The organism is Streptomyces sp. NPDC020681 (assembly GCF_044334895.1).
GTDB lineage: Bacteria > Actinomycetota > Actinomycetes > Streptomycetales > Streptomycetaceae > Streptomyces.
This window is the reverse complement of the sequence record NZ_JBIRTX010000019.1, coordinates 61,809-87,082: the sequence shown is the minus strand read 5'-3', so window position 1 is coordinate 87,082 and position 25,274 is coordinate 61,809. Positions and strand designations below refer to the sequence as shown.

At 72.1% G+C, this 25,274-nt stretch carries 21 protein-coding genes; 3 read left to right on the top strand and 18 right to left on the bottom strand.

Annotated elements, in window-relative coordinates:
* Positions 1–11 precede the first annotated feature (11 nt).
* The 5 genes from thpD to ACH4YL_RS32775 form a co-directional block, all read right to left on the bottom strand.
* On the bottom strand, positions 12–902 hold the full coding sequence (gene thpD / locus ACH4YL_RS32795; protein WP_398511137.1) for an ectoine hydroxylase: 891 nt from the start codon (positions 900–902) through the stop codon (positions 12–14).
* Positions 903–905: 3 nt separating this feature from the next.
* On the bottom strand, positions 906–1,304 hold the full coding sequence (locus ACH4YL_RS32790; RefSeq protein ID WP_156695024.1) for an ectoine synthase: 399 nt from the start codon (positions 1,302–1,304) through the stop codon (positions 906–908).
* Positions 1,305–1,340: 36 nt separating this feature from the next.
* Complete coding sequence (gene ectB / locus ACH4YL_RS32785) at positions 1,341–2,609, bottom strand: diaminobutyrate--2-oxoglutarate transaminase (protein WP_398511136.1); 1,269 nt, start codon at positions 2,607–2,609, stop codon at positions 1,341–1,343.
* Positions 2,610–2,632: 23 nt separating this feature from the next.
* Positions 2,633–3,172 carry a diaminobutyrate acetyltransferase gene (ectA, locus tag ACH4YL_RS32780; RefSeq protein WP_398511135.1) on the bottom strand — a complete coding sequence of 180 codons (540 nt, stop codon included), beginning with the start codon at positions 3,170–3,172 and terminating at the stop codon, positions 2,633–2,635.
* 367 nt (positions 3,173–3,539) lie between these two features.
* A complete protein-coding gene (locus tag ACH4YL_RS32775) occupies positions 3,540–4,640 on the bottom strand; it encodes a pyridoxal-phosphate-dependent aminotransferase family protein (RefSeq protein WP_398511134.1) in 1,101 nt (366 codons plus the stop codon).
* Positions 4,641–4,723: 83 nt separating this feature from the next.
* Between ACH4YL_RS32775 and ACH4YL_RS32770 the strand changes: the two genes are divergently transcribed.
* Together ACH4YL_RS32770 and ACH4YL_RS32765 are read left to right on the top strand one after the other, a co-directional pair.
* Entirely contained in the window at positions 4,724–5,809 is a 1,086-nt protein-coding gene (locus tag ACH4YL_RS32770; protein ID WP_398511133.1) for an amidohydrolase family protein, read from the top strand.
* A gap of 375 nt (positions 5,810–6,184) precedes the next feature.
* Positions 6,185–7,096: an SCO1860 family LAETG-anchored protein gene (locus tag ACH4YL_RS32765; protein ID WP_398511132.1), complete on the top strand. Its 912-nt coding sequence runs from the start codon at positions 6,185–6,187 to the stop codon at positions 7,094–7,096.
* An 80-nt stretch (positions 7,097–7,176) separates the two neighbouring features.
* Here the strand turns inward: ACH4YL_RS32765 and cobC are convergent, their stop codons facing one another.
* Genes cobC through cobM form a run of 6 tightly spaced genes read right to left on the bottom strand, consistent with a single transcriptional unit; the run spans position 7,177 to position 13,548 of the window.
* A complete protein-coding gene (cobC, locus tag ACH4YL_RS32760) occupies positions 7,177–8,238 on the bottom strand; it encodes an Rv2231c family pyridoxal phosphate-dependent protein CobC (protein WP_398511131.1) in 1,062 nt (353 codons plus the stop codon).
* Entirely contained in the window at positions 8,222–9,154 is a 933-nt protein-coding gene (locus ACH4YL_RS32755; RefSeq protein WP_398511130.1) for a sirohydrochlorin chelatase, read from the bottom strand. The genes cobC and ACH4YL_RS32755 overlap by 17 nt, the downstream gene beginning before the upstream one ends.
* On the bottom strand, positions 9,151–9,735 hold the full coding sequence (locus tag ACH4YL_RS32750) for a precorrin-8X methylmutase (RefSeq protein ID WP_398511129.1): 585 nt from the start codon (positions 9,733–9,735) through the stop codon (positions 9,151–9,153). The genes ACH4YL_RS32755 and ACH4YL_RS32750 overlap by 4 nt, the downstream gene beginning before the upstream one ends.
* Positions 9,732–11,477, bottom strand: coding sequence for a precorrin-3B C(17)-methyltransferase (cobJ, locus tag ACH4YL_RS32745; protein WP_398511128.1), 1,746 nt, complete (start codon positions 11,475–11,477; stop codon positions 9,732–9,734). The genes ACH4YL_RS32750 and cobJ overlap by 4 nt, the downstream gene beginning before the upstream one ends.
* A complete protein-coding gene (gene cbiE, locus ACH4YL_RS32740) occupies positions 11,474–12,730 on the bottom strand; it encodes a precorrin-6y C5,15-methyltransferase (decarboxylating) subunit CbiE (RefSeq protein ID WP_398511127.1) in 1,257 nt (418 codons plus the stop codon). The genes cobJ and cbiE overlap by 4 nt, the downstream gene beginning before the upstream one ends.
* Positions 12,727–13,548, bottom strand: a complete 822-nt coding sequence (gene cobM, locus ACH4YL_RS32735; protein WP_398511126.1) for a precorrin-4 C(11)-methyltransferase — start codon at positions 13,546–13,548, stop codon at positions 12,727–12,729. Before cobM ends, cbiE begins: the two co-directional genes overlap by 4 nt.
* Positions 13,549–13,651: 103 nt before the next feature.
* On the opposite strand from cobM, the gene ACH4YL_RS32730 reads away from it, so the two are divergent.
* The gene (locus ACH4YL_RS32730) at positions 13,652–14,374 is read left to right on the top strand and encodes a ZIP family metal transporter (protein WP_398511125.1); all 723 of its coding nucleotides are present in this window, start codon (positions 13,652–13,654) and stop codon (positions 14,372–14,374) included.
* Between the two features lie 20 nt (positions 14,375–14,394).
* Here the strand turns inward: ACH4YL_RS32730 and cobI are convergent, their stop codons facing one another.
* From cobI to ACH4YL_RS32695, 7 genes are read right to left on the bottom strand one after another with little or no spacing between them, the layout of a single operon-like run.
* Positions 14,395–15,138: a precorrin-2 C(20)-methyltransferase gene (gene cobI, locus ACH4YL_RS32725; RefSeq protein ID WP_398511124.1), complete on the bottom strand. Its 744-nt coding sequence runs from the start codon at positions 15,136–15,138 to the stop codon at positions 14,395–14,397.
* Positions 15,135–16,502 carry a cobyrinate a,c-diamide synthase gene (locus ACH4YL_RS32720; protein ID WP_398511123.1) on the bottom strand — a complete coding sequence of 456 codons (1,368 nt, stop codon included), beginning with the start codon at positions 16,500–16,502 and terminating at the stop codon, positions 15,135–15,137. The genes cobI and ACH4YL_RS32720 overlap by 4 nt, the downstream gene beginning before the upstream one ends.
* A complete protein-coding gene (gene cobO / locus ACH4YL_RS32715; RefSeq protein ID WP_398511122.1) occupies positions 16,496–17,092 on the bottom strand; it encodes a cob(I)yrinic acid a,c-diamide adenosyltransferase in 597 nt (198 codons plus the stop codon). The genes ACH4YL_RS32720 and cobO overlap by 7 nt, the downstream gene beginning before the upstream one ends.
* Positions 17,092–19,104 (bottom strand): putative cobaltochelatase, encoded by a 2,013-nt coding sequence (locus ACH4YL_RS32710; RefSeq protein ID WP_398511121.1) that lies wholly within the window; start codon positions 19,102–19,104, stop codon positions 17,092–17,094. Before ACH4YL_RS32710 ends, cobO begins: the two co-directional genes overlap by 1 nt.
* Complete coding sequence (cobN, locus tag ACH4YL_RS32705; protein ID WP_398511120.1) at positions 19,101–22,808, bottom strand: cobaltochelatase subunit CobN; 3,708 nt, start codon at positions 22,806–22,808, stop codon at positions 19,101–19,103. Before cobN ends, ACH4YL_RS32710 begins: the two co-directional genes overlap by 4 nt.
* Positions 22,805–24,316: a cobyric acid synthase gene (locus tag ACH4YL_RS32700; protein ID WP_398511119.1), complete on the bottom strand. Its 1,512-nt coding sequence runs from the start codon at positions 24,314–24,316 to the stop codon at positions 22,805–22,807. The genes cobN and ACH4YL_RS32700 overlap by 4 nt, the downstream gene beginning before the upstream one ends.
* A complete protein-coding gene (locus ACH4YL_RS32695; RefSeq protein WP_398511118.1) occupies positions 24,313–25,257 on the bottom strand; it encodes a cobalamin biosynthesis protein in 945 nt (314 codons plus the stop codon). The genes ACH4YL_RS32700 and ACH4YL_RS32695 overlap by 4 nt, the downstream gene beginning before the upstream one ends.
* Between the last annotated feature and the right edge of the window lie 17 nt (positions 25,258–25,274).

The window sequence follows — 25,274 nt, the reverse complement described above, 5'->3', positions numbered from 1 at the left end:
CTCGCGTCAGGTCACCGCACCGGCGTGAAGTCCCGCGCTCCAATGAACTCCGGTCGCGGCACCGGCGCCGCGAACGGCTTCACCGCCGCGTTCTCCACGCTGTTGAAGACGATGAAGACATTGCTGCGCGGATACGGGGTGATGTTGTCCCCGGAGCCGTGCATGCAGTTGCAGTCGAACCAGGTCGCGGACCCCGCCCGGCCGGTGAACAACCGGATGCCGTGCCGGTCGGCGAACCGCGTCAGCGCCTCGTGCGACGGGGTCCCGGCGTCCTGCATCTGCAGCGACTGCTTGTAGTTGTCCTTCGGCGTCTCGCCCGCACAGCCCAGGAACGTCTTGTGCGAACCGGGCATGATCATCAGGCCGCCGTTGGTGTCACGGTTCTCGGTCAGCGCGATCGAGACCGAGACGGTCCGCATGTTCGGCAGTCCGTCCTCGGCGTGCCAGGTCTCGAAGTCCGAGTGCCAGTAGAAGCCCGAGGCCCCGAAGCCCGGCTTCACATTGATCCGCGACTGGTGGACGTACACGTCCGAGCCGAGGATCTGCCGGGCCCGGCCCACCACCCGCTCGTCGCGCACCAGAGCGGCGAAGATCTCGCTGATTCTGTGCACCTCGAACACCGAGCGCACGTCCTGAGACTTCGGCTCGATGATCGACCGCTCGTCGGCCCGTACGGCCGGATCGGTGATCAGCCGCTCCAGCTCGGTGCGGTAGAGCGCGACCTCGTCGTCCGTGATCAGCTCCTGGACGGTGAGGAAGCCGTCCCGCTCGAAGCCCATCAGCTCGGACGGGACGATCGGCCCCGGCGCTCCGGGCGCCGACCAGACGACCGGGTCCTGGCGAGGGGTCAGCGCCTCGGAGGCGCCGCGGGTGGGGTAGAGGTCGGTCAGGGTGTCGGTCATGGTTCAGCCCTCCTCGGTCAGCAGCGGGTAGACGCCGTTCTCGTCGTGGTCCTCCCGTCCGGTGACGGGCGGGTTGAAGACGCAGACACAGCGGAAATCGGTCTTGGGACGCATGGTGTGGCGCTCATGGCCGTCCAGGAGATACATCGTCCCGGGCTCGATCCAGTGGGTCTCACCGGTCTCGTCGTTGGTGAGTTCGGCCTCGCCCTCCACACAGAGCACGGCCTCGATGTGGTTCGCGTACCACATCGACGTCTCCGTGCCCGCGTACAGCACGGTCTCGTGGAGCGAGAAGCCGACCTTCTCCTTGGCGAGCACGATGCGCTTGCTCTCCCAGGTGCCGGAAGCGGCTTTCACATGGCGGTCGGTGTTCTCGATGTCCTTGAACGATCGGACGATCACGGTGAGTCGGTGCCTTTCTCGTACGGTGTCGGGCTGTCAGGCGGTCTCGCGGACGGAGCGCGCCAGGATGCGCAGGCCCTCGTCGAGTTCGTCGGGCGAGACGGTGAGCGGAGGCAGCAGCTTGACCACTTCGCTCTCCGGGCCGGAGGTCTCCAGCAGCAGCCCCAGCTCGAAGGCGCGGGCGCAGATCGCGGACGCGCGGGCCTTGTCCTCGAACTCCAGGCCCCACACGAGGCCGCGACCGCGGAAGGAGACGCCGGGCTCGCCCGACTCGGCGACGACGGCCAGCAGTGCCTGCTCGACCTGCTCGCCGCGGGCCAGCGTCTGCTTCTCCATCTGGCCGTCGGCCCAGTACGTCTCCAGCGCGGCGGCGGCGGTCACGAACGCCGGGTTGTTGCCGCGGAAGGTGCCGTTGTGCTCGCCCGGCTCCCAGATGTCCAGCTCGGGCTTGAACAGGCAGAGCGACATGGGCAGTCCGTAGCCGCTGATGGACTTGGACAGGGTCACGATGTCCGGCGTGATCCCGGCCTCCTCGAAGGAGAAGAAGCCGCCGGTGCGGCCGCAGCCCATCTGGATGTCGTCGACGATGAGCAGCATGTCCTGGCGGTGGCACAGGTCCTGGAGCGCGCGCAGCCACTCGGGGCGGGCCACATTGATGCCGCCCTCGCCCTGCACGGTCTCGACGATCACGGCGGCGGGCTTGTTGAGCCCGGAGCCCTGGTCCTCGAGCAGCCGCTCGAACCAGAGGAAGTCCGGGATCTGGCCGTCGAAGTAGTTGTCGAACGGCATCGGTGTGCCGTGCACCAGCGGAATGCCCGCACCGGCGCGCTTGAAGGCGTTGCCGGTGACGGCGAGCGCGCCGAGCGACATGCCGTGGAAGGCGTTGGTGAACGAGACGACGGACTCGCGGCCCTTGACCTTGCGGGCCAGCTTGAGCGCCGACTCGACCGCGTTGGTGCCGGTCGGGCCGGGGAACATGACCTTGTACGGCAGATCGCGCGGCCGCAGGACGACGTTCTGGAACGACTCCAGGAAGGCGCGCTTGGCCGTGGTGGCCATGTCCAGGCCATGGGTGATGCCGTCGCGCTCGATGTAGTCGATCAGCGCGCGTTTCAGCACCGGGTTGTTGTGCCCGTAGTTGAGCGATCCGGCGCCGGCGAAGAAGTCGAGGTAGGTGTGGCCGTCCTCGTCGTGGAGGTAGCTGCCCTGCGCACGGTCGAACACGGCCGGCCAGCCGCGGCAGTAGCTGCGCACCTCCGACTCCAGGGTCTCGAAGACACTCAGGGCGGGCGGGGTGATGGTCACAGCAAGTCTCCAGAAATGGGGGGTCAGGCGGAGATGGGGCCGATGCGGTACAGGACTTCCGGCTGGTGCGTTCCCTCCGGGAACAGCCCGCCGTCGAAGAGCACTTCGCGTTCGACGCGCGCTCCGTGCCGCTGGGCGTACGAGGTGAACAGCCGGTCGGACGCGGCGTTGTCCGGGGTGATGGTCGTCTCGAGCTCGCGCACCCCGCGCTCGCCGGCGGTCTTCGCGGTCAGCGCGTCCAGCAGCACACCGGCGAGGCCGCGGCCGCGGTGCGCGTGGTCGACGGCGACCTGCCAGACGACCAGGGCCTCCGGGCGGTCGGGCCGGGTGTAGCCGGTGACGAAGGCGATCGGCTCGCCGTCCGTGCCGCGCGCCACCAGGGAGGTGGCGGCGAAGTCACGACACCACAGCAGGTAGCTGTACGAGGAGTTGAGGTCCAGGACCTTGGAGTCGCGGGCGATGCGCCAGATCGCGGCTCCGTCCTCCACTCGTGGGGTGTCTGTCTCCGGGAATTCGCTCGGGTTCGTCGTGGCTCGTACAAGGTTTTCTTGTGCGGCGGTCATGCCCAAGCAATTTACCGAGCAAATTCGGAAAATGCATTGTCGGTTGGGGTTGGGTGGAGCGTCCTTGTGTGTTATCGCGCGGGCGCGACCTTCGATGCTGCGAGGTGGCGGTTTGTGGCGTTTTCCCGCGTAAATAAGGGGCGAATCGGATGCTCTGTGGGGTCGGTCACATGTCTGAAATCGCCGCGAGATCCGCCCGAATTACGTGGATGAGTCTTGTCGAAACCTTAGTGTTTAGGGTCGGGAATCGGGGGCAGACGAATACGGGAAGCTGCCACCAATAAAACCACTTCGCGAATTTCTAAATTCACGTCGACTTTGCTGTGCGGAGAAAAGACGTTAACCGTCGGAGCCGCCGGCCCGCGATTCAGCGCCAGGCTTCGGCGACCGCGCGGGCGGAGGCCTCCGGATCGACCGGCGCGCCCCGCTCCGCGAGCGCCGCGCCGAGCGCGGTGAGCGAGGAGTGCACCGCCTCGCGCGTCGCGTCCGCGCCGTAGTGATTGACCCGGATCATCTCCCCGGCCAGCGCGCCTCCGCCCGCGGTCAGCGGCAGCGAAGGGTCCGCCGCGAGCGCCTTCGCGACCAGCTCGGAGGCGTCGATCCCGGCCGGCGCGCGCAGCGTCGTGGCCACCGGAGCCGCGTCCCGCGCCTCGTACACAAACGGCTCGAGACCCCCGCCGAGCGCCGACGCACCGGCGCGCGTCGCCGCCGCGGCCGAGGCATGACGGTCCATCACCGCATCGAGACCTTCCGCCTCGATGCGCTCCACACACGCCTCGAGTGCCAGCATCTCCAGCTGCGCCGGAGCGTGCAGCAGTGCCTTGCGGCCGCCGTCGATCCAGCGCTCCTTCCAGTCGAGCAGCGAGAGGTACGACCGCCGGGGCGCGGCCGGATTCGCCGCGAACCGCGCCCATGCGCGCTCGCTCACCGACACCGCCGACACCCCGGCCGGGCCGCCCATCGCCTTCTGCGCGCCGATCACACACAGGTCCACGCCCCACGCGTCCGGCAGCAGTGGCTCGGCGGCCACCGAGGCCACCGCGTCCAGCATGAACAGCGCGCCGTGCGCCCGGACCACCTCGCCGATCTCCGCGACCGGGTTGGTGTTGCCGGTCGCCGCCTCCGCGTGCACCAGCGAGACGAAGTCGATCTCCGGGTGCGCGGCCAGCGCCTGCTCCACCTGCTCGGCGGTCACCGCCGTGTGGAACGGCACTTCGAGGTCGACGACGCTCGCACCGCAGTCGCGCAGCCAGTTCCCGAAGGTCTCCCCGTACGGCCCCGTCACCACGTTCAGCGCGGTCGATCCGGGCCTGGCGCCGCCGCGGATGCAGCCCTCCAGCGGGAGCAGCGCCTCCCCCTGCATGATCACCACGTCCTGCTCGGTGGCGAGCAGCGCGGCGACCCGGCGCTCGATGCCGGCGAACTGCGCGGCGGTCAGCGGGGCGAGATCGAGAAGGGGGTGCGTCACGGCGGTGCTCTCTCCGGGAGGTGCGTCACGAGGTCTGTCCGGGCTGTCGGCCGAGCCTACCGAGGGCCTCGTACAGTGCTCGTATGAGCGATCACGTGGTGCTGCATGTGAAGGGACGGGTGCTCGTCGGCCCGGAGGACGTACGCGACGAGCTCTGGGTCGTCGGCGGACGGATCACCTTCGACCGGCCCGCCGCCGAGGTCCGGACCGTCGAGGGCTTCGCGCTGCCCGGGCTGGTCGACGCGCACTGCCATGTGGGCCTCGACCAGCACGGCCCGGTGGACGACGCGACCAGCGAGAAGCAGGCGCTCACCGACCGGGACGCCGGCGCTCTGCTCATCCGGGACGCGGGCTCGCCGTCCGACACCCGCTGGATCGACGACCGCGAGGACCTGCCGAAGATCATTCGCGCGGGACGGCACATCGCCCGCACCCGCCGCTACATTCGCAACTACGCCCACGAGATCGAGCCCGACGATCTCGTCGCGTATGTCGCCGCCGAGGCCCGGCGCGGCGACGGCTGGGTCAAGCTCGTCGGCGACTGGCTCGACCGCGAGGCGGGCGATCTGGGCGCCTGCTGGCCGCGCGGAGCCGTCGAGGCGGCGATCGCCGAGGCGCACCGGCTGGGTGCCCGCGTGACCGCGCACTGCTTCGCCGAGGACTCGCTGCGGGATCTGGTCGAGGCGGGCATCGACTGCATCGAGCACGCCACCGGGCTCACCGAGGAGACGATCCCGCTGTTCGCCGAGCGCGGTGTGGCCATCGTGCCGACCCTGGTCAACATCGCCACGTTCCCGGCGCTCGCCGACGGCGGGGAGTCCAAGTTCCCTGCCTGGTCCGCCCATATGCGGCGGCTGCACGAGCGGCGCTACGACACGGTGGGCGCGGCGTACGACGCCGGCATCCCGGTCTTCACCGGCACCGACGCCGGCGGCTCGCTCGCGCACGGCCTGGTCGGTGCGGAGGTGGCCGAGCTGGTGAAGGCCGGCATCCCGCCGGTCGACGCACTGTCGGCGGCGACCTGGGGCGCGCGGGAGTGGCTGGGCCGGCCGGGTCTGGCGGAGGGCGCACCGGCGGACCTGGTGGTGTACGAGACGGATCCGCGGGCGGACATCAGGACGCTGGTGGCGCCGCGGCGGGTGATCCTGAACGGCCGGGTGATCGGCTGAGGTTGGGGTTTGGGTTGGGGTCGAAGTGGAGGTCGATGTCGGGGTTGGGAGCCGCGGGAGGAGCAGAGCCGGCGCGGCGTCGTGTTGACCGAGCGTGACCTGCGGCTGTGGCCGTTCGTTGAAGCACTTCTTGCGCGATCCGCCGCGGTCGACCGGCGCACCACCTTTGCGCCGTGACGCGCGGGGCTCAAGGGAACGCCCGTGCCTCAAGAATCGAATGCGGACACGGAAACCCCACTTTGGGGTGAACTAACGCCAGGTGTCTGTCGGTTCACTCTCAGTGCGTAAAGATTCCGGTGTCCCAGTCGCCGCCGTCCACGCGTCCCCGTGGGGTCCGGCCGGCGACGCCGTGTCTCTTGTGGGGGTTCCACCACCGTGAACAGCAACACCTTCCGCATGCCCGCACGCCGCTGCGCAGCCGTCACGGCAGCGGCGGCGCTGGTCGCAGGACCCGCGATGTTCGCCGCCCCGGCGCACGCCACCGGAGGCGGCGGCGAGGGACGCGCGAACGCGGCCGTGCTCCGTACCGGGCTCGATGTGTCCCTGCTCAACAAGACCGTCAACGTGCCGCTCAAGGCGACGCTGAACGAGGTCTCGGCGCCCGCGAGCGCCGCGAAGACCGCGCTGAGCGTGCAGTTGGACGGGGTCGACCAGGGCCGGCCGTTCCAGGTCCTGCGCGCGGACGCGGCAACCGCGAAGGCCACCGTCGACCGCCGCAGGTCCGAGGCGTCCAGCAACCTCGTGCGCGCCACCGTGCATGTGCCCGGGCTGCCGCTGCTCTCGCTGATCGAGGTCGAGCAGGTGACCTCCAAGGCGGTCTGCGAGGCGGGCAAGGAGCCGGTTGCCGAATCGAATCTGCTCGGCCGCGTGAAGGCGCTCGGCAAGAAGGTCACGCTCACCACCGGCGGCCCGACGCGGATCGAGGTACCGGGGGTCGGTGAGGTGACGCTCGACCTCTCCAAGACCCGCACCACGTCCCGTACGGCCGCGGCGACCGCGCTCGAACTCAAGGTCTCCGTGAACCCGCTCAAGCTGAATGTCGCGGAGGTGACCGGTGTGGTGACGCTCGCGGAGGCGACCTGCGAGTCCCCGAAGGCACCGGCTGAGCAGAAGCCGTCGACCCCGCCGGCCGCGGACGTCGAGCCGCCGTCCGGCACCGAGCCCAAGACGGAGAACCTCGCGGAGACCGGCGGCAGCGACATGACGGCGTACCTCGCGGGTGGTTCGGCGATCCTGCTGGGGCTCGGGGGAGGGGCAGTGATGGTCTCCCGCCGCCGGGGGAACTGACCCGGGCGCGGTCCGGCTCCGTCGGGGCTCCGCCGACTTGATGGCTCCGCCCGCTTCGGGGCGGAGCCCTCAGCAGGGAACTACTCGCCGACCATCGTGAGTGCCACGTCCAGCGCCTGCAGGAAGCGGTTGGTCGTCGCACGGTCGCGGACCGCCAGGCGGAGCCAGTCCGGGCCCAGACCCGGGAAGGTGTCGCCGCGGCGGGTGGCGAAGCCCAGGGTGCGCAGGCGGTCGCGGACCTGTGCTCCGTGGCGTACGTGCAGGAGCACGAACGGAGCCTGGGCCGCCGCCACCACCCGGACCTCGTCGAACTCCGCGAGCCCCGCCAGCAAATGGGCCCGTTCCGTCGCCGCCAGCAGCGCGGCCTGACCCGCCTCCTTCAGCGCCGCGGGCTCCATGCACGCCTGTGCCGCGGCCAGCGAAGGCGTCGACACCGGCCACAGCGGCTGCGCGCGCTCCAGCGCCGAGATCGTCTCCGGCTCGGCGAGTACGTAGCCGACGCGCAGGCCCGCCAGTCCCCACGTCTTGGTGAGGCTGCGTAGCACCACCAGGCCGGGCAAGTCCGTACGGCCCGCCAGCGTCCCGGACTCGTCCGGCACCGCGTCCATGAACGCCTCGTCCACCACCAACAGCCGCCCGGGCCGGGCCAGTTCGGCGATGTCGGCGGCCGGATGCAGCACGGACGTCGGATTCGTCGGATTGCCGACCATCACCAGATCGGCCGCATCGGGGACGGCCCGGGGATCGAGCCGGAAGCCGTTCTCCTCGCGCAGCAGCAGCCGCGCCACCTTGTGGCCCGCGTCCCGCAGCGCAGCCTCGGGCTCCGTGAACTGCGGGTGCACGACCAGTGGACGACTGACCGTCAGCGCGCGGGCGAGCAGCACGAACGCCTCGGCGGAACCGGCGGTCAGCAGCACCCGCTCCACCGGCAGGCCGTGTCTTCGCGCCACCGCATCCCGCGCCGCCCGGCCGTCCGGATACGCGGCCAGCGACGCCAGCGAGTCGGCGATCCGCTCGCGCAGCCACTGCGGCGGAGTGCCGGTGCGCACATTGACCGCGAGATCGGTCAGACCCGTGACGGCGTCACGCAGCTCCGCGTCACCGTGGTGCCGCAGATCGTGGGCGTCAGTGTGCGTGTGCATGGCTGCCGTGTGGGTGATGGCCGTGTCCGTGGCCGTGATGGTGTCCGTCGTCGTCCGGGTGGAAGTGCGGCTGCTGCGGCAGGCCCACCTTGTCCTCGAAGCCCGGCAGCGCGATGCGGTAGACGCAGGAGTCGCAGTTCATCCGGATGTCGCCGGCGACGGCCTCGCGGTAGCGCTCCATCACCAGGTCGAGCAACTCATCGGTCGGGCCGATCACATCGGCCGAGACGACCTCCACATCCGGGTGCGCCGCCGCCCAGCCCTGCGTCTGCAGCAGCACCCGCTCCGGCAGGATGCCGGTGAACAGGAAGTACGGCAGCACCACGATTCGCCGCGCGCCCAGCCGCACGCAGCGGTCCAGCCCGCTCGGCACATCGGGCGCGGCGAGCGACACGAACGCCGTCTCCACACCCGCGTATCCCCGCCCCTCCCACAGCAGCCGCGCCGCCTTGAGGACTTCGGCGTTGGCGTCCGGGTCGGTGGAGCCGCGGCCGACCAGCAGCACGGTCACATCGGCGCGGTCGGCGGGCGTACGCACGGTGGAGCCGAGCGCCTCGTCGAGCCGCCGCTCCAGCACGCGCAGCAGCGCCGGGTGCGGGCCGAGCGGACGGCCGTAGATGTACGAGATCCCGGGGTGGCGCTCCTTCTCGCGGGACAGCGCCGCCGGGATGTCGCCCTTGGCGTGCCCGGCGGACACCAGCATCAGAGGCACCGCGGCGAAGCGTTTCACGCCCCGCTCGACGAGCTCGGTGACGGCTTCGCCGAGCGGCGGCGGCGACAGCTCGATGAAGCCGCCGGCGACCGGGAGTTCGGGATGGCGCCGCCCCAGCTCCCGTACGAAGTCCCGGAAGGCCTCGGCCCCGGCTTCGTCACGAGTGCCGTGACCGGCGATCAGCAGTGCGGGCGGGGTGGTCACGCGTTCTCCTTGAAGTGGGGGTGGTACAGCAGAGCGTTCAGCGCGGCCGCGGCGACGGCGCTGCCGCCCTTCTCGGACACGTTGCTGACGGCCGGGAGTCCGCTCGCGCGGAGTGCGGCCTTGGACTCGACGGCGCCGACGAAGCCGACGGGCAGCCCGATCACCAGCGCGGGCCGGGCATCGAGCAGCAGCAGCTCCTCGAGTGCGGTCGGCGCACAGCCGATGACCCAGATCGCGCCGGGCCCGACCTGCTCGTGGGCGAGCCGGACGGCATGCGCGGAACGGGTGAGACCCGGGCCGGACGAGGCGTCCTTGAGGCGGCAGACGGTCTCGCGGCGGGTGATACCGGCGGCGACCATCTCGACGTCGGCGACCACCGGCGCACCGGCGTGCAGCGCGGCGTGCGCGGCGGTGAGTGAGTCCTCGTCGCAGACGAGGTCGGTGGCGTAGTCGAGATCGGCGGCGGAGTGGATGACCCGCTCCACGACGGCCCGCGTGAGTGGCCGAAAACCGCTGGTGTCGACACGTGTCCGCAGCCGCCGGAAGGACTCCTGCTCGATGGGGTGGACGATGCGGCTCACTGGGCGGCTCCTGGAGGGGCGGTGGGGCGCTGCGACGTCTGCCACCGGTAGCCGCGGGGGGTCACCATGCGGGCTGCTACTTCGCGCGTGGCCGTGTTGCCGACGGTCACGACCGTCATCATGTCCACCGTCGCGGGATCCAGTCCGGCCAGTGTCGTCAGGCGGCTGGATTCGTCCGCCCGCGACGCGTTGCGCACGACGCCGACCGGCGTGGCCGGAGCGCGGTGCTCGGCGAGGATCGACAGGGCCTTCGGGAGCTGCCAGTCGCGGCCGCGGCTGCGCGGGTTGTAGAACGTCACGACGAGGTCCGCCTCCGCCGCGGCACGCACCCGGCGTTCGATGACCTCCCACGGCGTGTGCAGGTCCGAGAGGCTGATCGAGACATGGTCGTGGCCGAGCGGCGCGCCGAGTACGGCCGCGGCGGCCAGCGCGGCGGTGACCCCGGGCACGCCCACCACGTCGATGTCGTCCGACGCCTCGGCGAGTGCGGGGGAGGCCATCGCGTACACGCCCGCGTCGCCGCTGCCGATCAGCGCGACCGCATGTCCGGCGCGGGCCTCGGCGACGGCGGTACGGGCCCGTTCCTCCTCGGCGCCGAGTCCGGACTCGAGGATCCTGGTGCCGGGCCTGAGCAGATCGCGGATCTGGTCGACGTACTGATCGAGCCCGACGAGCACGGACGCGCGGCGCAGCTCGTCGGCGGCCCGCGGGGTGAGCAGATCGCGTGCGCCGGGCCCGAGCCCGACGACGGCGAGCCGTCCGCGCGGCGGCCTGCGGACGACGGCGCACGTCGCCATGGCTGGGCGGCCTTCGGGGTTCGACTTCCGCTTCGGGACGAGCAGTTCACCGCCGCGGGCGAGCGCGGCGGCCTCCGCGACGGAGGGGGTGCCGACGGCGGCGAGCGGTGCGCCGGACGGGTTCGGCACGGTGATCTGTGCGAGCGCCTCGGCGGTGTATGTGGTCAGGGGCACCCCGAGCCGCGCAGCGGCCGACACGATCCCGGGCTCCTCCGCCTTCGCGTCGACAGTCGCCAGCTCGCAGACGCTGAGCCGGGACAGTCCGGAGTCCTGAAGAGCATCCTCGACCAGTCCGAGGACTTCCTCGACGGAGGCACCCTTGGAGGCCCCGACGCCGACGACGAGCGACGCGGGACGCAACACGGCGTCGCGGGGCCCGAGTTGTACGACCCGGTCGGTCACCAAGAGCCGGGCGACAGGGCTGCCGCCCTCGGCGGCGGCCGCACCCGCCCCCACGTTCGGTGGCAGCGCAGGCAGCGGCCACACCGCGTCCTGCACCAGTCCCACCGGCTCGCCGTCCAGCACCGCCCGCGTCACCGCGGCCACCGCGCCCTCCACCGGCAGGCCCAGCGTGTCCAGGCCCGGGATGCCCGTCGCGTCCGTGGCCGTGGTCACCACCGGCTCGCAGGCGAGGACCGACGAGACCTCCTCCGCCAGCGCGTTCGCGCCGCCGCCGTGTCCGCCCAGCAGGGCGAGTGCGTACCGCCCTGCCTCGTCCACGCACACCACGCCCGGGTCCGTCGACTTGTCCGTGAGCAGCGGGGCGATCAGCCGGACCACCGCGCCCGTCGCGAGGAAACAGACCAGTTGCTCGCACTCCGCGAACGCGCGCTCCACCGACTCGCGCACCGGGCCCTCGTACACCCTGGTGCGCCCGGGCCAGGCCGTGGCCAGGCGGTCGCGGGCGGCGGCGCCCGCCGCCGTCGCGGAGATCAGGCCGATCACTGAATCGCTCCTTCGTTCACCGAGTCCGCGGGACGGTCGCCCCACAGCAGGAAGACGGGGTTGGCGGCCGCGAGCCGGGTCACGTCCCCGGGCAGCGGTGCCAGCCGGGACGAGTGCAGCAGTACGCCGTCGGTCGCGAAACCCGCCGCGCCCAGCGCGGTCCGCACCGCCGGCACCCGGTCCAGCGCCGCCAGCGCGACGACCACCGTGCGCCGGGCACGCCGCGCACACGCCGCGACGATCGGCGGCAGCTCCGCGCCGCCGCCGCCGATGAACACCGCGTCAGGGTCCGGCAGTTGCGACAGCACCGTCGGCGCGGCCCCGTGCACGGCGTGTACGTCCACCCCGTGCGCGGCCGCGTTCGCGCGGATCCGGTCGATCCCGTCCGAGGTCTTCTCCACCGCGACGGCCGCCGCACCGAACCGGGCGCACTCCACCGCCACCGACCCCGAGCCCGCTCCGATGTCCCACACCAGATCGCCGGTGCGCGGCCCGAGCCTGGCCAGCGCCAGCGCCCGCACCTCGAACTTGGTGATCATCGAGTCGCGGTGCTCGAACTCACCCTCCTCCAGCGCCCATCGGGCCGGACCGGCCCGCCGGCCCGCGACCGTACGCTGCCCGGCGGCGAGCGCCCGCCGCTCGTCGAGACAGAGCACCACGCTCACCGTGTCCCACTCGCGCGAAGCCGCCTGCGCCGGGGTCATCCGCTCGACGCGCTCGCGCTCCGGGTCGCCGAGCGCGGAGGCGACGACCAGCATCCGGTCGGCGGCCCAGTAGGAAAGCTCCGCGCCCAGTTCCGCCGGACCCGCGCCCGGGCCTGTCAGCACGGCCGCCTTGGGATGCGCACGGCAGACATTGACCGCCGTCCGCAGATCGCGTCCGTGCGCGCTGACGACCACCGCGTCGTCCCACGGCAGCCCGATCCGCGCGAAGGCGACCGCCGCCGACGCGACACCGGGCCGTACGTCCAGCGCCTCCGCACCGAAGCGCTCGGCCAGCACCCGTACGATCCCGAAGAATCCTGGGTCCCCGGAGGCCAGCACGACGATCCGCCCGCGGTCGTCCGCCAGCGCCTTGCCGATCGCGTCGAGCGCGGGCGGCAGCGGACCCAGCGCCAACTGCCGGGCGCCCGGGGGCACATCCGCCGCCGTCAGATGCCGGGCCGCGCCGACCACCAGGGTCGCCGCGTCCAGCGCCTCGCGGTCCCGCCCGGACAGCGGCGTCCCGGTCCCGGTCCCGATGACCGTGATCACCGCGCGGCACCCCGTTCCCGCAGCGCCTTGCGCGCCGCGGGATCGGCCTTGCGGAAGCCGTGGAAGTGGCCCGGGTGGTACAGATGCGACCGTGTCCCCGACGCGGCCAGTGCCGGACCCACCAGGAACAGCGTGTGCTTCCACAGCTTGTGCTCCTTGACGGTCTCCTCCAGCGTGCCGAGCGTGCAGCGCAGCACCAGTTCCTCAGGCCAGGTCGCCTGGTACGCGATCACCACCGGAGTGGCCGTCGGATAGCCGCCCTCCAGCAGCTCCTGCACCAACTGCCCCGACCGCGCCGCCGACAGGAACAGCGCCATCGTCGTGCCGTGCCGCGCGAACTCCCGTACCTCCTCGCCCGGCGGCATCGGCGTCTTGCCGCCGCCGAGCCGGGTCAGGATCACGGACTGCGCGACCTCCGGGATCGTCAGCTCGCGCTGGGCGATCGCGGCGACCGCCGAGAACGACGAGACGCCCGGCACGATCTCCACCTCGACGCCCAGCTCCACGCACCGGTCGAGCTGCTCCTGCGTGCCGCCCCAGAGGGCCGGATCGCCGGAGTGGATACGGGCCACCTTCAAGTCCTCGTTCCGCGCCCGCTCGTACACCGTGACGACGTCCTCCAGCGACATCGCCGCCGAGTCGAGGATCTCCGCGCCCTCACGCGCATGGTCGAGGACATCGGCCTGCACCAGGCTCGCCGCCCAGATCACGATGTCGGCCTCGGCGATGGCACGCGCGGCGCGGAACGTCAGCAGATCGGCGGCGCCGGGGCCGGCGCCGACGAAGGTCACCTTGCCGTGAACGGCGGCTTCGGCCATGAGCGGTGGTCCTCTCGGGTCATTCGGGTGATTCGGGCGGATCGAAATCCGGGATGGGCGCAGAACATGACGAACGAGCGGATCAATCCGCTAGCAAGGGCACATGGCGGTGTTCGTCGCGCTCGGCGCGTTCTCGATGACGCTCTTCGGCGGCTGGACGGCGGGGCGCGTCACCGACCGGCGGCACCTCGTGCTGGGCCTGTCCGGCGGACTGATGCTCGGCGTCGTCGGCCTGGACCTGCTGCCGGAGGCGCTGGACGCGGCAGGCACCCAGGTCTTCGGCGTACCGCAGGCGCTGCTGCTGTTCGTCGTCGGTTTCCTCGCCGCGCACCTGGTGGAACGGCTGCTGGCGGTACGCCGGGCCGCGCATGGCACGGGCCAGGAGCGGACTCCGCAGGTGGGCATGACCGCGGCGGCGGCGATGGTCGGCCACAGCCTGATGGACGGCATCGCGATCGGCGCGGCCTTCCAGGTCGGCGAGACGATGGGCGCGGCAGTGGCACTCGCCGTCATCACGCATGACTTCGCCGACGGCTTCAACACGTACACGATCACCAGCATGTACGGGAACAGCCGCCGGAAGGCGACCGCGATGCTGGTCGCCGACGCGCTCGCACCGGTCGTCGGCGCGGCGTCGACGGTCCTGTTCACGCTGCCGACCGAACTCCTCGGCAGTTATCTCGGGTTCTTCGGCGGCGCACTGCTCTATCTCGCCGCCGCCGAGATCCTGCCCGAGGCGCACCACACGCATCCGGCTCGCTCCACGCTGCTGTGCACGGCGGCGGGAGTCGGCTTCATCTGGCTGGTGGTGGGCATCGCCGAGTGAGGCGCCGGCGCTCCGGACGCTCATAGCTTGCCTCCTCTGCCGCCGTCGCGCGGAGCGGGCGCGATCAGCGTCGACAGATACGGCAACGGACCGACTTCAAGCTCCGATTCCAGTTCCGACGCGCCCCTGATCGACTCCTCCGCCAGCCCGAGCGCCGAACCCCACACCGCGCCTTCGGTACGCCCGGTCTCGCGCAGCGCGGTCGCCACCTCCGCAGCGAGCCGTCCGAACTTGTACGCCACGACCGTCCCCGGACCCTCCAGCGCGTCCTTGAGCACGGCCGCGCCCGCGGTCACGGGCACCAGCGTCAGCGGCTCCGTGCCTTCGGTGAGGACCGCGCCGCTGCGGGCCGCGAGATCCTGCATCGCGGTGATGCCGGGCACCGTCTCCACGACGAGATCCGGCACGAGTGACCCGGCGGTCTGCGCGAGATAGGTGAACGTGGAGTACACATTCGGGTCGCCGATCGTCGCGAACGCCACCGTGCCGTGGCGGCCCAGCAGTTCGGCCACCCGGTCGCCCGCCGCGTCCCAGGCGGCCTCGCGACGGGCCCGGTCGGTCCGCTCGTTCAGCGCGAACACGACTCGTACGACCTTGGACGCGTCGACATAGTGCAGCACCGTCGCCTCGGCACGACCCCGCTCCAGCGTGTCCATCACCGGCACGACGACGACATCGGCCTCCCGCAGCGCGCGCACGCCCTTCACGGTCACCAACTCCGGGTCACCGGGCCCCACTCCGACACCGATCAGCCTGCTCATCACGCGCACCTCTCCACACTGCGTCTGTCCACACTGCATCTGTCCACGAACCGACGGGCCGTGCCGGGCTCGGAAGCCCAGTGCGTGTGCAGATAGCTCGCATGCACGCCCTGCTGTACGAAGCCCTCAAGCCGCCGCTCCGGCCGGTGCAGCCCCCACGCGGGAGCGTGCCCCGCGCCGGGCGCGACGACCGTCCGGTGGAACTCGTGCCCGCGCATCCGCGTCCCGTTGGCCGCGAGGCAGCTGTCGGTCACGGCGACGGCATCGCGGTAGCCGAGCGTCAGCCGCTCACCCATCCGGGCCTCGGCGTCCAGCACACCGCACATCGGCTGGCCGTCGAGCGAACGCGCGAGATACAGCAGCCCGGCACACTCGGCGGCGACGGGCGCGCCGGAGTACGCGAGTTCGGCAACGGCCTTGCGCAGCGGCTCATTGGCGCTGAGCTGGGGCGCGTAGACCTCCGGAAACCCGCCACCGATGACAAGCCCGGCGGTCCCGGCGGGCAGCTGCTCGTCCCGGAGCGGGTCGAACGTGACGACATCCGCGCCGGCGGCGGTCAGCAGCTCGGCGTGCTCGGCGTACGAGAACGTGAACGCGGCCCCGCCGGCGACGGCGACGACGGGCCGCACGCCTGCGGAGGCGCCCGGATCCGGGCACCACGGCTCGGCCTGCACCGGCGGCGCGCCCCGCGCCAACGCGAGCAGCGCCTCCACGTCGCAGCCCTGCCGCACCAGCTCACCCATCGCCTCGACGGAGGCCACCGCGTCCGCCGCCCGCTCGGCCACCGGCACAAGTCCCAGATGCCTGCTCGGAGTCCCGACGGCATCCGCCCGCCGCAGCACCCCCAGCACCGGCACTCCCGCCTCCTCCAACGCCTCCCGCAACAACTCCTCGTGCCGCTGTGACCCCACCTTGTTCAGGATCACGCCACCGACCCGCACCTGCGGGTCCCAGGTCACAAACCCGTGCACCAGCGCCGCCACCGACCGCGACTGCGCGGACGCGTCCACCACCAGCACCACCGGCGCCCGCAACAGCTTCGCGATCTGGGCCGTGGACGCCAGTTCACCCGCTCCCGCGGCACCGTCGTACAGCCCCATCACGCCTTCGACCACGGCCACGTCGCACCCCGCCGCGCCGTGCGCGAACAGCGGCGCGATCAGCTCCGTACCGCACAGGTACGCGTCCAGGTTCCGGCCGGGCCGGCCCGTCGCGAGCGTGTGATAGCCGGGGTCGATGTAGTCGGGACCGACCTTGTGCGGCGACACGGCGAGGCCCGCCGAGGCGAACGCCGCCATCAGCCCCGTGGCGACCGTGGTCTTCCCACTGCCCGAGGCCGGTGCGGCGATGACGAGACGTGCTACCACTCGATGCCCCGCTGCCCCTTCTGACCGGCGTCCATCGGGTGCTTCACCTTCGACATGTCGGTCACGAGATCGGCGAGGTCGACCAGCTCCGCAGGAGCGTTGCGCCCGGTGATCACCACATGCTGCGTCCCCGGCCGGTCCCGCAGCACGGAGACCACCTCGGCCGTGTCCACCCAGCCCCAGTGCATGGGATACGCGAACTCGTCCAGCACGTACAGCTGGTACGTCTCGGCCGCCAGGTCCCGCTTGACCTGCTCCCAGCCCTCGCGCGCCGCGTCCTCGCTCGACTCGATGTCACGCTGCACCCAGGACCAGCCCTCGCCCATCTTGTGCCACGCGACGCTGCCGCCCTCGCCCGAAGCGCCCAGCACGCGCAGCGCCCGCTCCTCGCCGACCTTCCACTTCGCCGACTTGACGAACTGGAACACCCCGATCGGCCATCCCTGGTTCCAGGCCCGCAGCGCAAGCCCGAACGCGGCCGTCGACTTGCCCTTGCCGACGCCGGTGTGCACGACGACCAGCGGACGGTTGCGCCGCTGGCGCGTGGTGAGCCCGTCCTCGGGTACGACGGTCGGCTGTCCCTGTGGCATTACGCGGCCCTCCTGGCGGATCCTGCGGCGGTCCGAACATCCTTGACGAGCCCGGCGATCGCGTCGGCCCGCAGCTCGTCGAGCGTCACGGCGGTCCCGCCGAGATCGCGGGCAAGCTCGACGGCCAGCCCGAGCCGCACCGGCCCCGACTCGCAGTCCACGACGATCGCCGCCGTCCCTTCCGCGGCGTGCAGCCGCGCCGACCGCGAGGCCAGCGCCACCGGATCGACCCCGCCCGTCGCGCGGCCGTCCGTGACGACGACGAGCAGCGCCCGGCGCGACGGATCGCGCATCCGCTCCACCCGCAGCACGTGATGCGCCTTCAGCAGCCCGGCGGCCAGCGGCGTGCGCCCGCCCGTCGGCAGCAGTTCGAGCCGGGCCGCGGCCGCGTCCACCGAGGACGTCGGCGGCAGCGCCACCTCCGCGTCCTTGCCGCGGAAGGTGACCAGGCCGACCTTGTCGCGCCGCTGGTAGGCGTCGAGCAGCAGCGAGAGCACCGCGCCCTTGACCGCGCTCATCCGCTGCCGGGCCGCCATCGACCCCGAGGCGTCCACCACGAACAGCACCAGGTTGCCCTCGCGCCCTTCACGGTTCGCCTGCCGCAGATCGTCCCGGCGGACCACCAGTCCCCGGCCGCTGCGTCCGCGCGCCCGCTGGTGCGGGGCCGCGGCCTGCACGGTCGCCGCGAGGTGCAGCTTGGTCAGCGCACCGCGCGGCCGCCGAGCGCCGGTCGTCCTGCCGTGCTCGGTCCGCGCCCGCGACCTGCGGCCCGCCGCGCCCTCGCCGATGCCGGGCACGCTCAGCGCCTTCGTACGGAACGGCTCCGCGGCCCGTACGGCCTGCTGCTCCCCGCCGCCCGCCGACTGGGGCTCGCCGCCGTCGGCCTCCTGCGGCCGCGCGGGCTCCTCGCCCTGCGGCGGCGCGTCGGGACCGCCCTGCGGAGGCTGACCGCCGCCACCGCCTCCCGGCCCGTCCGGACCGGGATCGGGATCGTCGTCCTGGTCGCCGAACTCCTGGAGCGTGTCGTCCAGTTTGTCCTCGTCGAGCCCCGGCGCGTCGAAGGGATTGCGCCGCCTGCGGTGCGGAAGGGCCAGCAGCGCGGCCTGCCGCACGTCCTCGGCGATCACCTCCGTACGCCCGGCCCACGCGGCCAGCGCGGTCGCCGTACGCGCCATCACGATGTCCGCGCGCATGCCGTCCACCTCGAAGGCCGCACACGTCGCGGCGATCTGCCGCAACGCGCCGTCCCCGAGCAGTACTTCGGGCAGCAGGGCACGAGCGGCCACGATCCGGGCCCGCAGCGCGTTCTCGTCACCGGCCCAGCGGTCGGCGAACCCGGCCGGATCGTCGTCGTACGCGAGCCGCCGCCGCACCACCTCGACACGCTGATCGGGCTCGCGCGACGCAGTGACCTCGACGGTGAGACCGAAGCGGTCCAGCAGCTGCGGACGCAGCTCGCCCTCCTCCGGATTCATCGTCCCGACGAGCAGAAAACGCGCGGCATGCCGCACCGAGACGCCCTCGCGCTCGACATACGACGCGCCCATGGCGGCCGCGTCCAGCAGCAGATCGACGAGATGGTCATGGAGCAGATTGACCTCGTCGACATAGAGGATCCCGCGGTGCGCGTCGGCGAGCAGCCCCGGCTCGAAGGCCTTCACACCCTCGGCCAGCGCCCGCTCGATGTCGAGCGCGCCGACGAGCCGGTCCTCGGAGGCGCCGACCGGCAGCTCGACCATCCTGGCCGGCCGCGTGGCGGCTCCTCCGGCCTCGTGCGGCCCGTCAGGGCACGCGGGGTCCGGTGAACCGGGGTCGCAGGAGAACCGGCACCCGGCGACGATGTCGACCTGCGGTATCAACGCGGAAAGAGCGCGCACCGCCGTCGACTTGGCCGTGCCCTTCTCACCACGCACGAGCACGCCGCCGACCTGCGGCGACACGGCGTTGAGCAGCAGCGCGAGCCGCAGATCGTCCTGCCCGACGATCGCTGTGAACGGGTACGGGGTGCTCACTCGTCTCCCTCCAGGTCACCTTCGAGCTCGAGATATGTCGCACGGAGCCGCTCCAGCGTGTCCGCGTCCGGCTCCGCCCACAGGCCCCGGTCGGCCGCTTCCAGCAGCCGTTCGGTGATCCCGCGCAGCGCCCACGGGTTGGACTTCTGCATGAACTCGCGGTTCTCCGGATCGAAGACGTACTCCGCCGAGAGCTTCTCGTACATCCAGTCGTCGACCACGCCCGCCGTCGCGTCGTACCCAAAGAGGTAGTCCACCGTCGCGGCCATCTCGAAGGCACCCTTGTAGCCGTGCCGCCGCATCGCCGCCATCCATCGCGGATTGACCACCCGCGCCCGGAACACCCGGTGCGTCTCCTCGCCGAGCGTGCGCGTCTTCACCTGGTCGGGCGTGGCGGAGTCGCCGACGTACGCCTCGGGGGACTCGCCGGTCAGATGGCGCACCATTGCCACCATGCCGCCGTGGTACTGGAAGTAGTCGTCCGCGTCGACGAGATCGTGCTCACGCGTGTCGACGTTCTTCGCGGCGACCGCGATCCGCCGGAACGCCGTCTCCATGTCGCCGCGCGCCGCCCGCCCGTTGAGCCCGCGCCCGTACGCATAGCCGCCCCACACCGCGTACACCTCGGCGAGATCGGCGTCGCTGCGCCAGTTCCGCGCGTCGATCAGCGGCAGCAGACCCGCGCCGTAGGCGCCCGGCTTGGAGCCGAAGATCCGTGCGGTGGCGCGCCGCCGGTCGCCGTGCTCCGCCGTGTCCTCGTCGGCGTGCGCGCGTACGTAGTTGGACTCGGCGGGCTCGCCCAGCTCGGCCACCGTCCGTACGGCGTCGTCGATCAGGCCCACGACGTGCGGGAAGGCGTCCCGGAAGAAGCCGGAGATGCGGACGGTGACATCGATCCGCGGCCGGCCCAGCTCAGCGGCCGGCACCACGTCGAAGCCGGTGACCCGCCGCGACGCGTCGTCCCACACCGGCCGGCAGCCCAGCAGCGCAAGGATCTCCGCGATGTCGTCGCCCTGCGTGCGCATCGCGGACGTGCCCCACACCGTCAGGCCGACCGACTTCGGATACGCGCCGGTGTCCGCGAGATACCGCGCCACCAGCGAGTCGGCCAGCGACTGGCCGACCTCCCAGGACAGCCGTGACGGGATGGCCTTCGGGTCCACGGAGTAGAAGTTGCGGCCGGTCGGCAGCACGTTCACCAGACCGCGGGTCGGCGAACCCGACGGGCCCGCCGGGACATAACCGCCGTCCAGCGCCAGCAGAATGTGGTCGATCTCGTCCGTCGTACGGGCCAGCCGCGGCACCACCTCCTCGCAGGCGAAGCCCAGCACGGCGACAGCGTCCGGGCAGGGGGGTTCGGGGGGTGTCCCCCCGAACGGCACAGCGGTCCCGAGCACCTCGCGTACGAGACCGCGCGCAGCCGTGAGATCCCAGCCGCGCTCCTCCATGCCCTCCGCGAGCCGCCGGCACAGCTGCTCCAGCAGATCGATCGCGTCCGCGCCGGTCCGGGCGGGACCGTCGACCAGCTCCGTCAGCTCCACCGGCACCTTCACCGGCGCACCGGGCTCGCCCAGCAGCTCCTTCTCCACCAGGCCGAAGTGCTCGGCGAGCGCGGCCCGCAGGCCGGGCAGCGCATTGGCCTGCCCGCCCCAGACCTGTGAGGCGCGCAGCACGGCCAGCACGAGATTGACCCGGGCCTCGTCCTCGGGCCCGCCGCCCAGGATGTGCAGGCCGTCCCTGATCTGCACGTCCTTGATCTCGCAGAGATAGCCGTCGATATGCATCACGAACTCGTCGAAGTCGCCGTCGTCCGGCTGCTCGTCGACATGCAGGTCGTGGTGGAGCTCGGCGGCCTTCACGAGCGTCCAGATCTGCGCCCGTACGGCCGGAGCCTTCGTCGGGTCGAGATCGCTGACGAGCGCGTACTCGTCGAGGAGCTGCTCCAGCTTTGCCAGATCGCCGTACGTGTCGGCGCGCGCCATCGGCGGCACGAGGTGGTCGACGACGGTGGCATGGCCGCGGCGCTTGGCCTGGGTGCCCTCGCCGGGGTCGTTGACGATGAACGGGTAGACCAGCGGCAGCTCGCCGAGCACGGCGTCCGGGCCACAGCCCGCCGACAGTCCGAGGCCCTTGCCCGGCAGCCACTCCATCGTGCCGTGCTTGCCCATGTGCACGACCGCGTCCGCGCCGAATGTGTTGTCGAGCCAGCGGTAGGCCGCCACGTAGTGGTGCGAGGGCGGCATGTCCGGGTCGTGGTAGATCGCGATCGGGTTCTCGCCGAAGCCGCGCGGCGGCTGGATCATCACCACGACATTGCCGAACTGCAGCGAGGCGAGCACGATCTCGTCGCCGTCGACATAGAGCGAGCCCGGCGGCTCGCCCCAGTGCTCCAGCATCCCGTCGCGCAGCCCGGGCTCCAGCTTGTCGAACCAGGCGCGGTAGTCGGCGAGCGGCACGCGCGCCGGAGCGGCGGCCAACTGCTCCTCGGTCAGCCATTCCACGTCGTGGCCGCCGGCGTTGATGAGCCGGTGGATCAGCTCGTCGCCGTTGTCCGGATACCCCTCGACCGCATAACCGGCGTCGCGCAGTGCGTCCAGCACGCGCACGGCGGAGGCCGGAGTGTCCAGGCCCACCGCATTGCCGACGCGCGAGTGCTTCGTCGGATAGGCGGTGAACACGATCGCGAGCTTCTTCTCGGCGTTCGGCTTGTGCCGCAGCCTGGCGTGCCTCACGGCGATCCCGGCGACCCGCCCGGCCCGCTCGGGATCCGCCACGTACACCGGAACGTCGTCCGGGCCCTGCTCCTTGAAGGAGAACGGAACCGTGATCAGCCGCCCGTCGAACTCCGGGATCGCCACCTGCATCGCCGCGTCCATCGGCGACAGCGCGGCGTCCGAGGCGTCCCAGGCCGCGCGCGAGGACGTCAGACACAGCCCTTGCAGCACCGGCACGTTCAGCTCGGCGAGCGCGCCGATGTCCCACGCCTCGTCGTCGCCGCCCGCACTGGCGTCACTGGCGCGGGTGCCGCCGGCCGCCAGCACGGTGGCAATGAGCGCGTCGGCCCTGCCGAGGAGTTCGTACAGCGCGTCGTCCGCGCCGCGCAGCGAACCGCAGTACACGGGCAGCGCGTTCGCGCCCCGCTCCTCGATCTTGTCGCAGAGGGTGTCGACGAAGCCGGTGTTCCCGGACAGCTCGTGCGCGCGGTAGAACAGCACGCCGACGGTCGGCCGCCCCTCGACGTGGGCGCGGGCGCCGTGCACGCCCCACTCCGCCATCTTCGCCGGCTCGGCGCTGTGCCTGTCTTGCGTGCCTCCGGCACGACCCTGCCCCGCCAGCAGCACGTCCTCGAGGAGGAAGCGCGACAGCTCCACGAGATTCCCCGGGCCCCCCTCGACGAGGTAGCGCAGCGCCTCAGCCACGGAACCGGCGTGCACGGACGACTCGGCCATCAACTCCGCGTCGGGCACGGCCTCTCCGCCGAGCAGCACGGTCGGAATCCCGGACGCCTTCAGCGCCGCGAGCCCGTCCTCCCAGGCGCGCTTGCCGCCGAGGAGGCGTACGACGGCGATGTCCGCGCCCTCGACGAGCCCGGGCAGCTCCTGCGCGACATCGACCCGTGTCGGGTTGCCGATCCGGTACGGAGCGCCGGAGGCGCGGGCCGCCAGCAGATCCGTGTCGGCGGTGGACAGAAGCAGAACTGTCATGAAGGTGCCCCCGGAGCAATGAACGGGAGACCGGACGGAGCGCCGGTCTCGATCAGGCGCAACAGCGCATCCGTGTCCGCGTGTTCTTCGATCAGGTCGCCGAGCCGGTCGAGCTGCTCCTCGCGCAGCCCGCCGAAACTGGTGTCGGGCGCGGGCACGAAACGCCGGCCGGCGGCTGACGCCACGTCGCGCAGGAAGGCCCGGCGGAAGCCGTCGCTCTCCAGCGAGCCGTGCCAGTGCGTACCCCAGACCGCGCCGGTCCGGCAGCCGTCCAAGAAGGACTCGCCGCCCAGTACTTCGGCCACGCCGTGATGGATCTCGTACCCCTCGACCCGCTCACCCAGTGCCTCGCCGACCGGCCTCGCCAGCGTCTTCTCCCGGGCGAACCGCACGCGCACCGGCAGCAGCCCGAGCCCGTCGACCGCTCCGGCCCGGGATTCGACCTCGTCCTCGATGCGCTCGCCGAGCATCTGGAAGCCGCCGCAGATCCCGAGCACCGGCCGGCCCTCGGCGGCCCTGCGCACGATCGCATCGGCGAGCCCGCGCTCCCGCAGCCACGCGAGTGCGTTGACCGTGCCGCGCGTGCCGGGCACCACCACCAGATCGGCGTCGACGAGCTCCTCCGCCCGGTCCACGAACCGCACCACGACGCCCGGTTCGGCCGCCAGCGCGTCCACGTCCGTGAAGTTCGACATCAGCGGCACGGCGCACACCGCGACCCGCAGCACATCGTCCCCGACGGGCGGCGCCACCACCGACTCGCGCACGGCCCCGCGCAGTGAGACGCGCAGCCCGTCCTCCTCGTCGATGCCGAGCCCGTGCGCGTACGGCAGCACGCCGTACGTACGCCGCCCGGTGAGGCCTTCGAGCATGTCCAGCCCGGGCTCCAGCAGCGACACATCGCCGCGGAACTTGTTGACCAGGTATCCGGCGACCAGTTCCTGGTCCTCGGGGCTCAGCAGGGCCGTCGTACCGAAGAAGGAGGCGAAGACGCCGCCGCGGTCGATGTCGCCGACGACGAGGACCGGCAGCCGCGCGGCGCGTGCGATGCCCATGTTCACGATGTCCGTGCGCCGCAGATTGATCTCGGCCGGACTGCCGGCCCCCTCGCAGATCACGGCTTCATACGTGCCCCGCAGTTCCTCCAGGCACTCCACGACGGTGGAGAGCAGCGCTTCCTGCCGTCCTCCGTGGTAGCCGCGAGCGCTGAGCTCACCGACCGGCTTGCCCATCAGCACCACCTGGCTGCTGCGGTCACTGCCGGGCTTCAGCAGCACGGGATTCATCAGCGCGCTGGGCTCGACGCGGGCGGCCTGCGCCTGCATGGCCTGGGCGCGCCCGATCTCGGCGCCTTCGCGCGTGACAAACGAGTTGAGCGACATGTTCTGCCCCTTGAAGGGCGCGACCTTCACTCCCTGCCGCACCAGCCAACGGCAGATCCCGGCGGTGACGACGCTCTTGCCCGCGTCCGAGGTCGTGCCCGCGACGAGCAGTCCTCCGCCTCTCATGAGCCTGCCCTCCGCCCGAGCACGAGCCGTCCGGCGACGCTGACCCCCAGGGCCAGCCAGCTCACCCGCCGAGACAGCCTCACCGCCCGCTCGATGTCGGCGACTTGAACCGCCCGCCCGCCGCCGTTCAGCACGGGCCGGTGCTCGACCCGTCCGCCGTACGACAGCGTCCCGCCCAGCCGTACCCCCAGCGCTCCCGCGAACGCCGCCTCCACGGGCCCGGCGTTCGGGCTCGGATGCCGCCCCGCATCGGCCCGCCACGCCCGTACGGCCCCGCGCGCGTCGCCGCCCGCCAGCGCCGCCAGGCCCGCCGTGAGCCGAGCGCCCGGCCATCCGGCCACATCGTCGAGGCGCGCCGAGGCCCAGCCGAACCGCCGGTACCGGGACGACTTGTGACCGACCATCGCGTCCAGTGTGTTGACCGCCCGGAAGCCGACGAGCCCCGGGACACCAGCGACCGCGCCCCACACCAGCGCGCCCACCACCGCGTCGGAGGTGTTCTCGGCGACGGACTCGACGACGGCACGGGCGATCTGCTGCTCGTCCAGCGACTGCGGATCCCGCCCGCACAGGTGCGGCAGCCGCTCCCGGGCCACCTCCACGTCCCCGGCGGCGAGCGCGCCGCCGACGGCCCGCGCCTCCCGGCCCAGCGACGTGCCGCCCACAACGGCCCACGTGGCCGCGGCAGTCAGCGCGACGGAGGCGGCACGGGACTCCCGTACGCAACGGGCCCCCAGCGCGGCGACAGCGGCCGCACCACCGGCGCACACGGCAGCGTGCAGCGCCCCCCACCCGCGGTGGTCACGCCACAGAACACGCTCGACTGCGCCCGCGGCCCGCCCGAACACGGCGACCGGATGCCCGCGACGAGGGTCGCCGAGCAGCAGATCACCGGCCAGGCCGGCGGTGGCGCCGTACACGAATACACGGTCGGCACGCATGGCTTCAGACCGGCATT

Coding starts and splice junctions, on each gene's coding strand:
- thpD (WP_398511137.1), bottom strand. CDS start 902: ATGACCGACACCCTGACCGACCTCTACCCCACCCGCGGCGCCTCCGAG.
- ectA (WP_398511135.1), bottom strand. CDS start 3,172: ATGACCGCCGCACAAGAAAACCTTGTACGAGCCACGACGAACCCGAGC.
- ACH4YL_RS32770 (WP_398511133.1), top strand. CDS start 4,724: ATGAGCGATCACGTGGTGCTGCATGTGAAGGGACGGGTGCTCGTCGGC.
- cobC (WP_398511131.1), bottom strand. CDS start 8,238: ATGCACACGCACACTGACGCCCACGATCTGCGGCACCACGGTGACGCG.
- cobM (WP_398511126.1), bottom strand. CDS start 13,548: ATGGCCGAAGCCGCCGTTCACGGCAAGGTGACCTTCGTCGGCGCCGGC.
- ACH4YL_RS32730 (WP_398511125.1), top strand. CDS start 13,652: ATGGCGGTGTTCGTCGCGCTCGGCGCGTTCTCGATGACGCTCTTCGGC.
- cobO (WP_398511122.1), bottom strand. CDS start 17,092: ATGCCACAGGGACAGCCGACCGTCGTACCCGAGGACGGGCTCACCACG.
- cobN (WP_398511120.1), bottom strand. CDS start 22,808: ATGACAGTTCTGCTTCTGTCCACCGCCGACACGGATCTGCTGGCGGCC.
- ACH4YL_RS32700 (WP_398511119.1), bottom strand. CDS start 24,316: ATGAGAGGCGGAGGACTGCTCGTCGCGGGCACGACCTCGGACGCGGGC.
- ACH4YL_RS32695 (WP_398511118.1), bottom strand. CDS start 25,257: ATGCGTGCCGACCGTGTATTCGTGTACGGCGCCACCGCCGGCCTGGCC.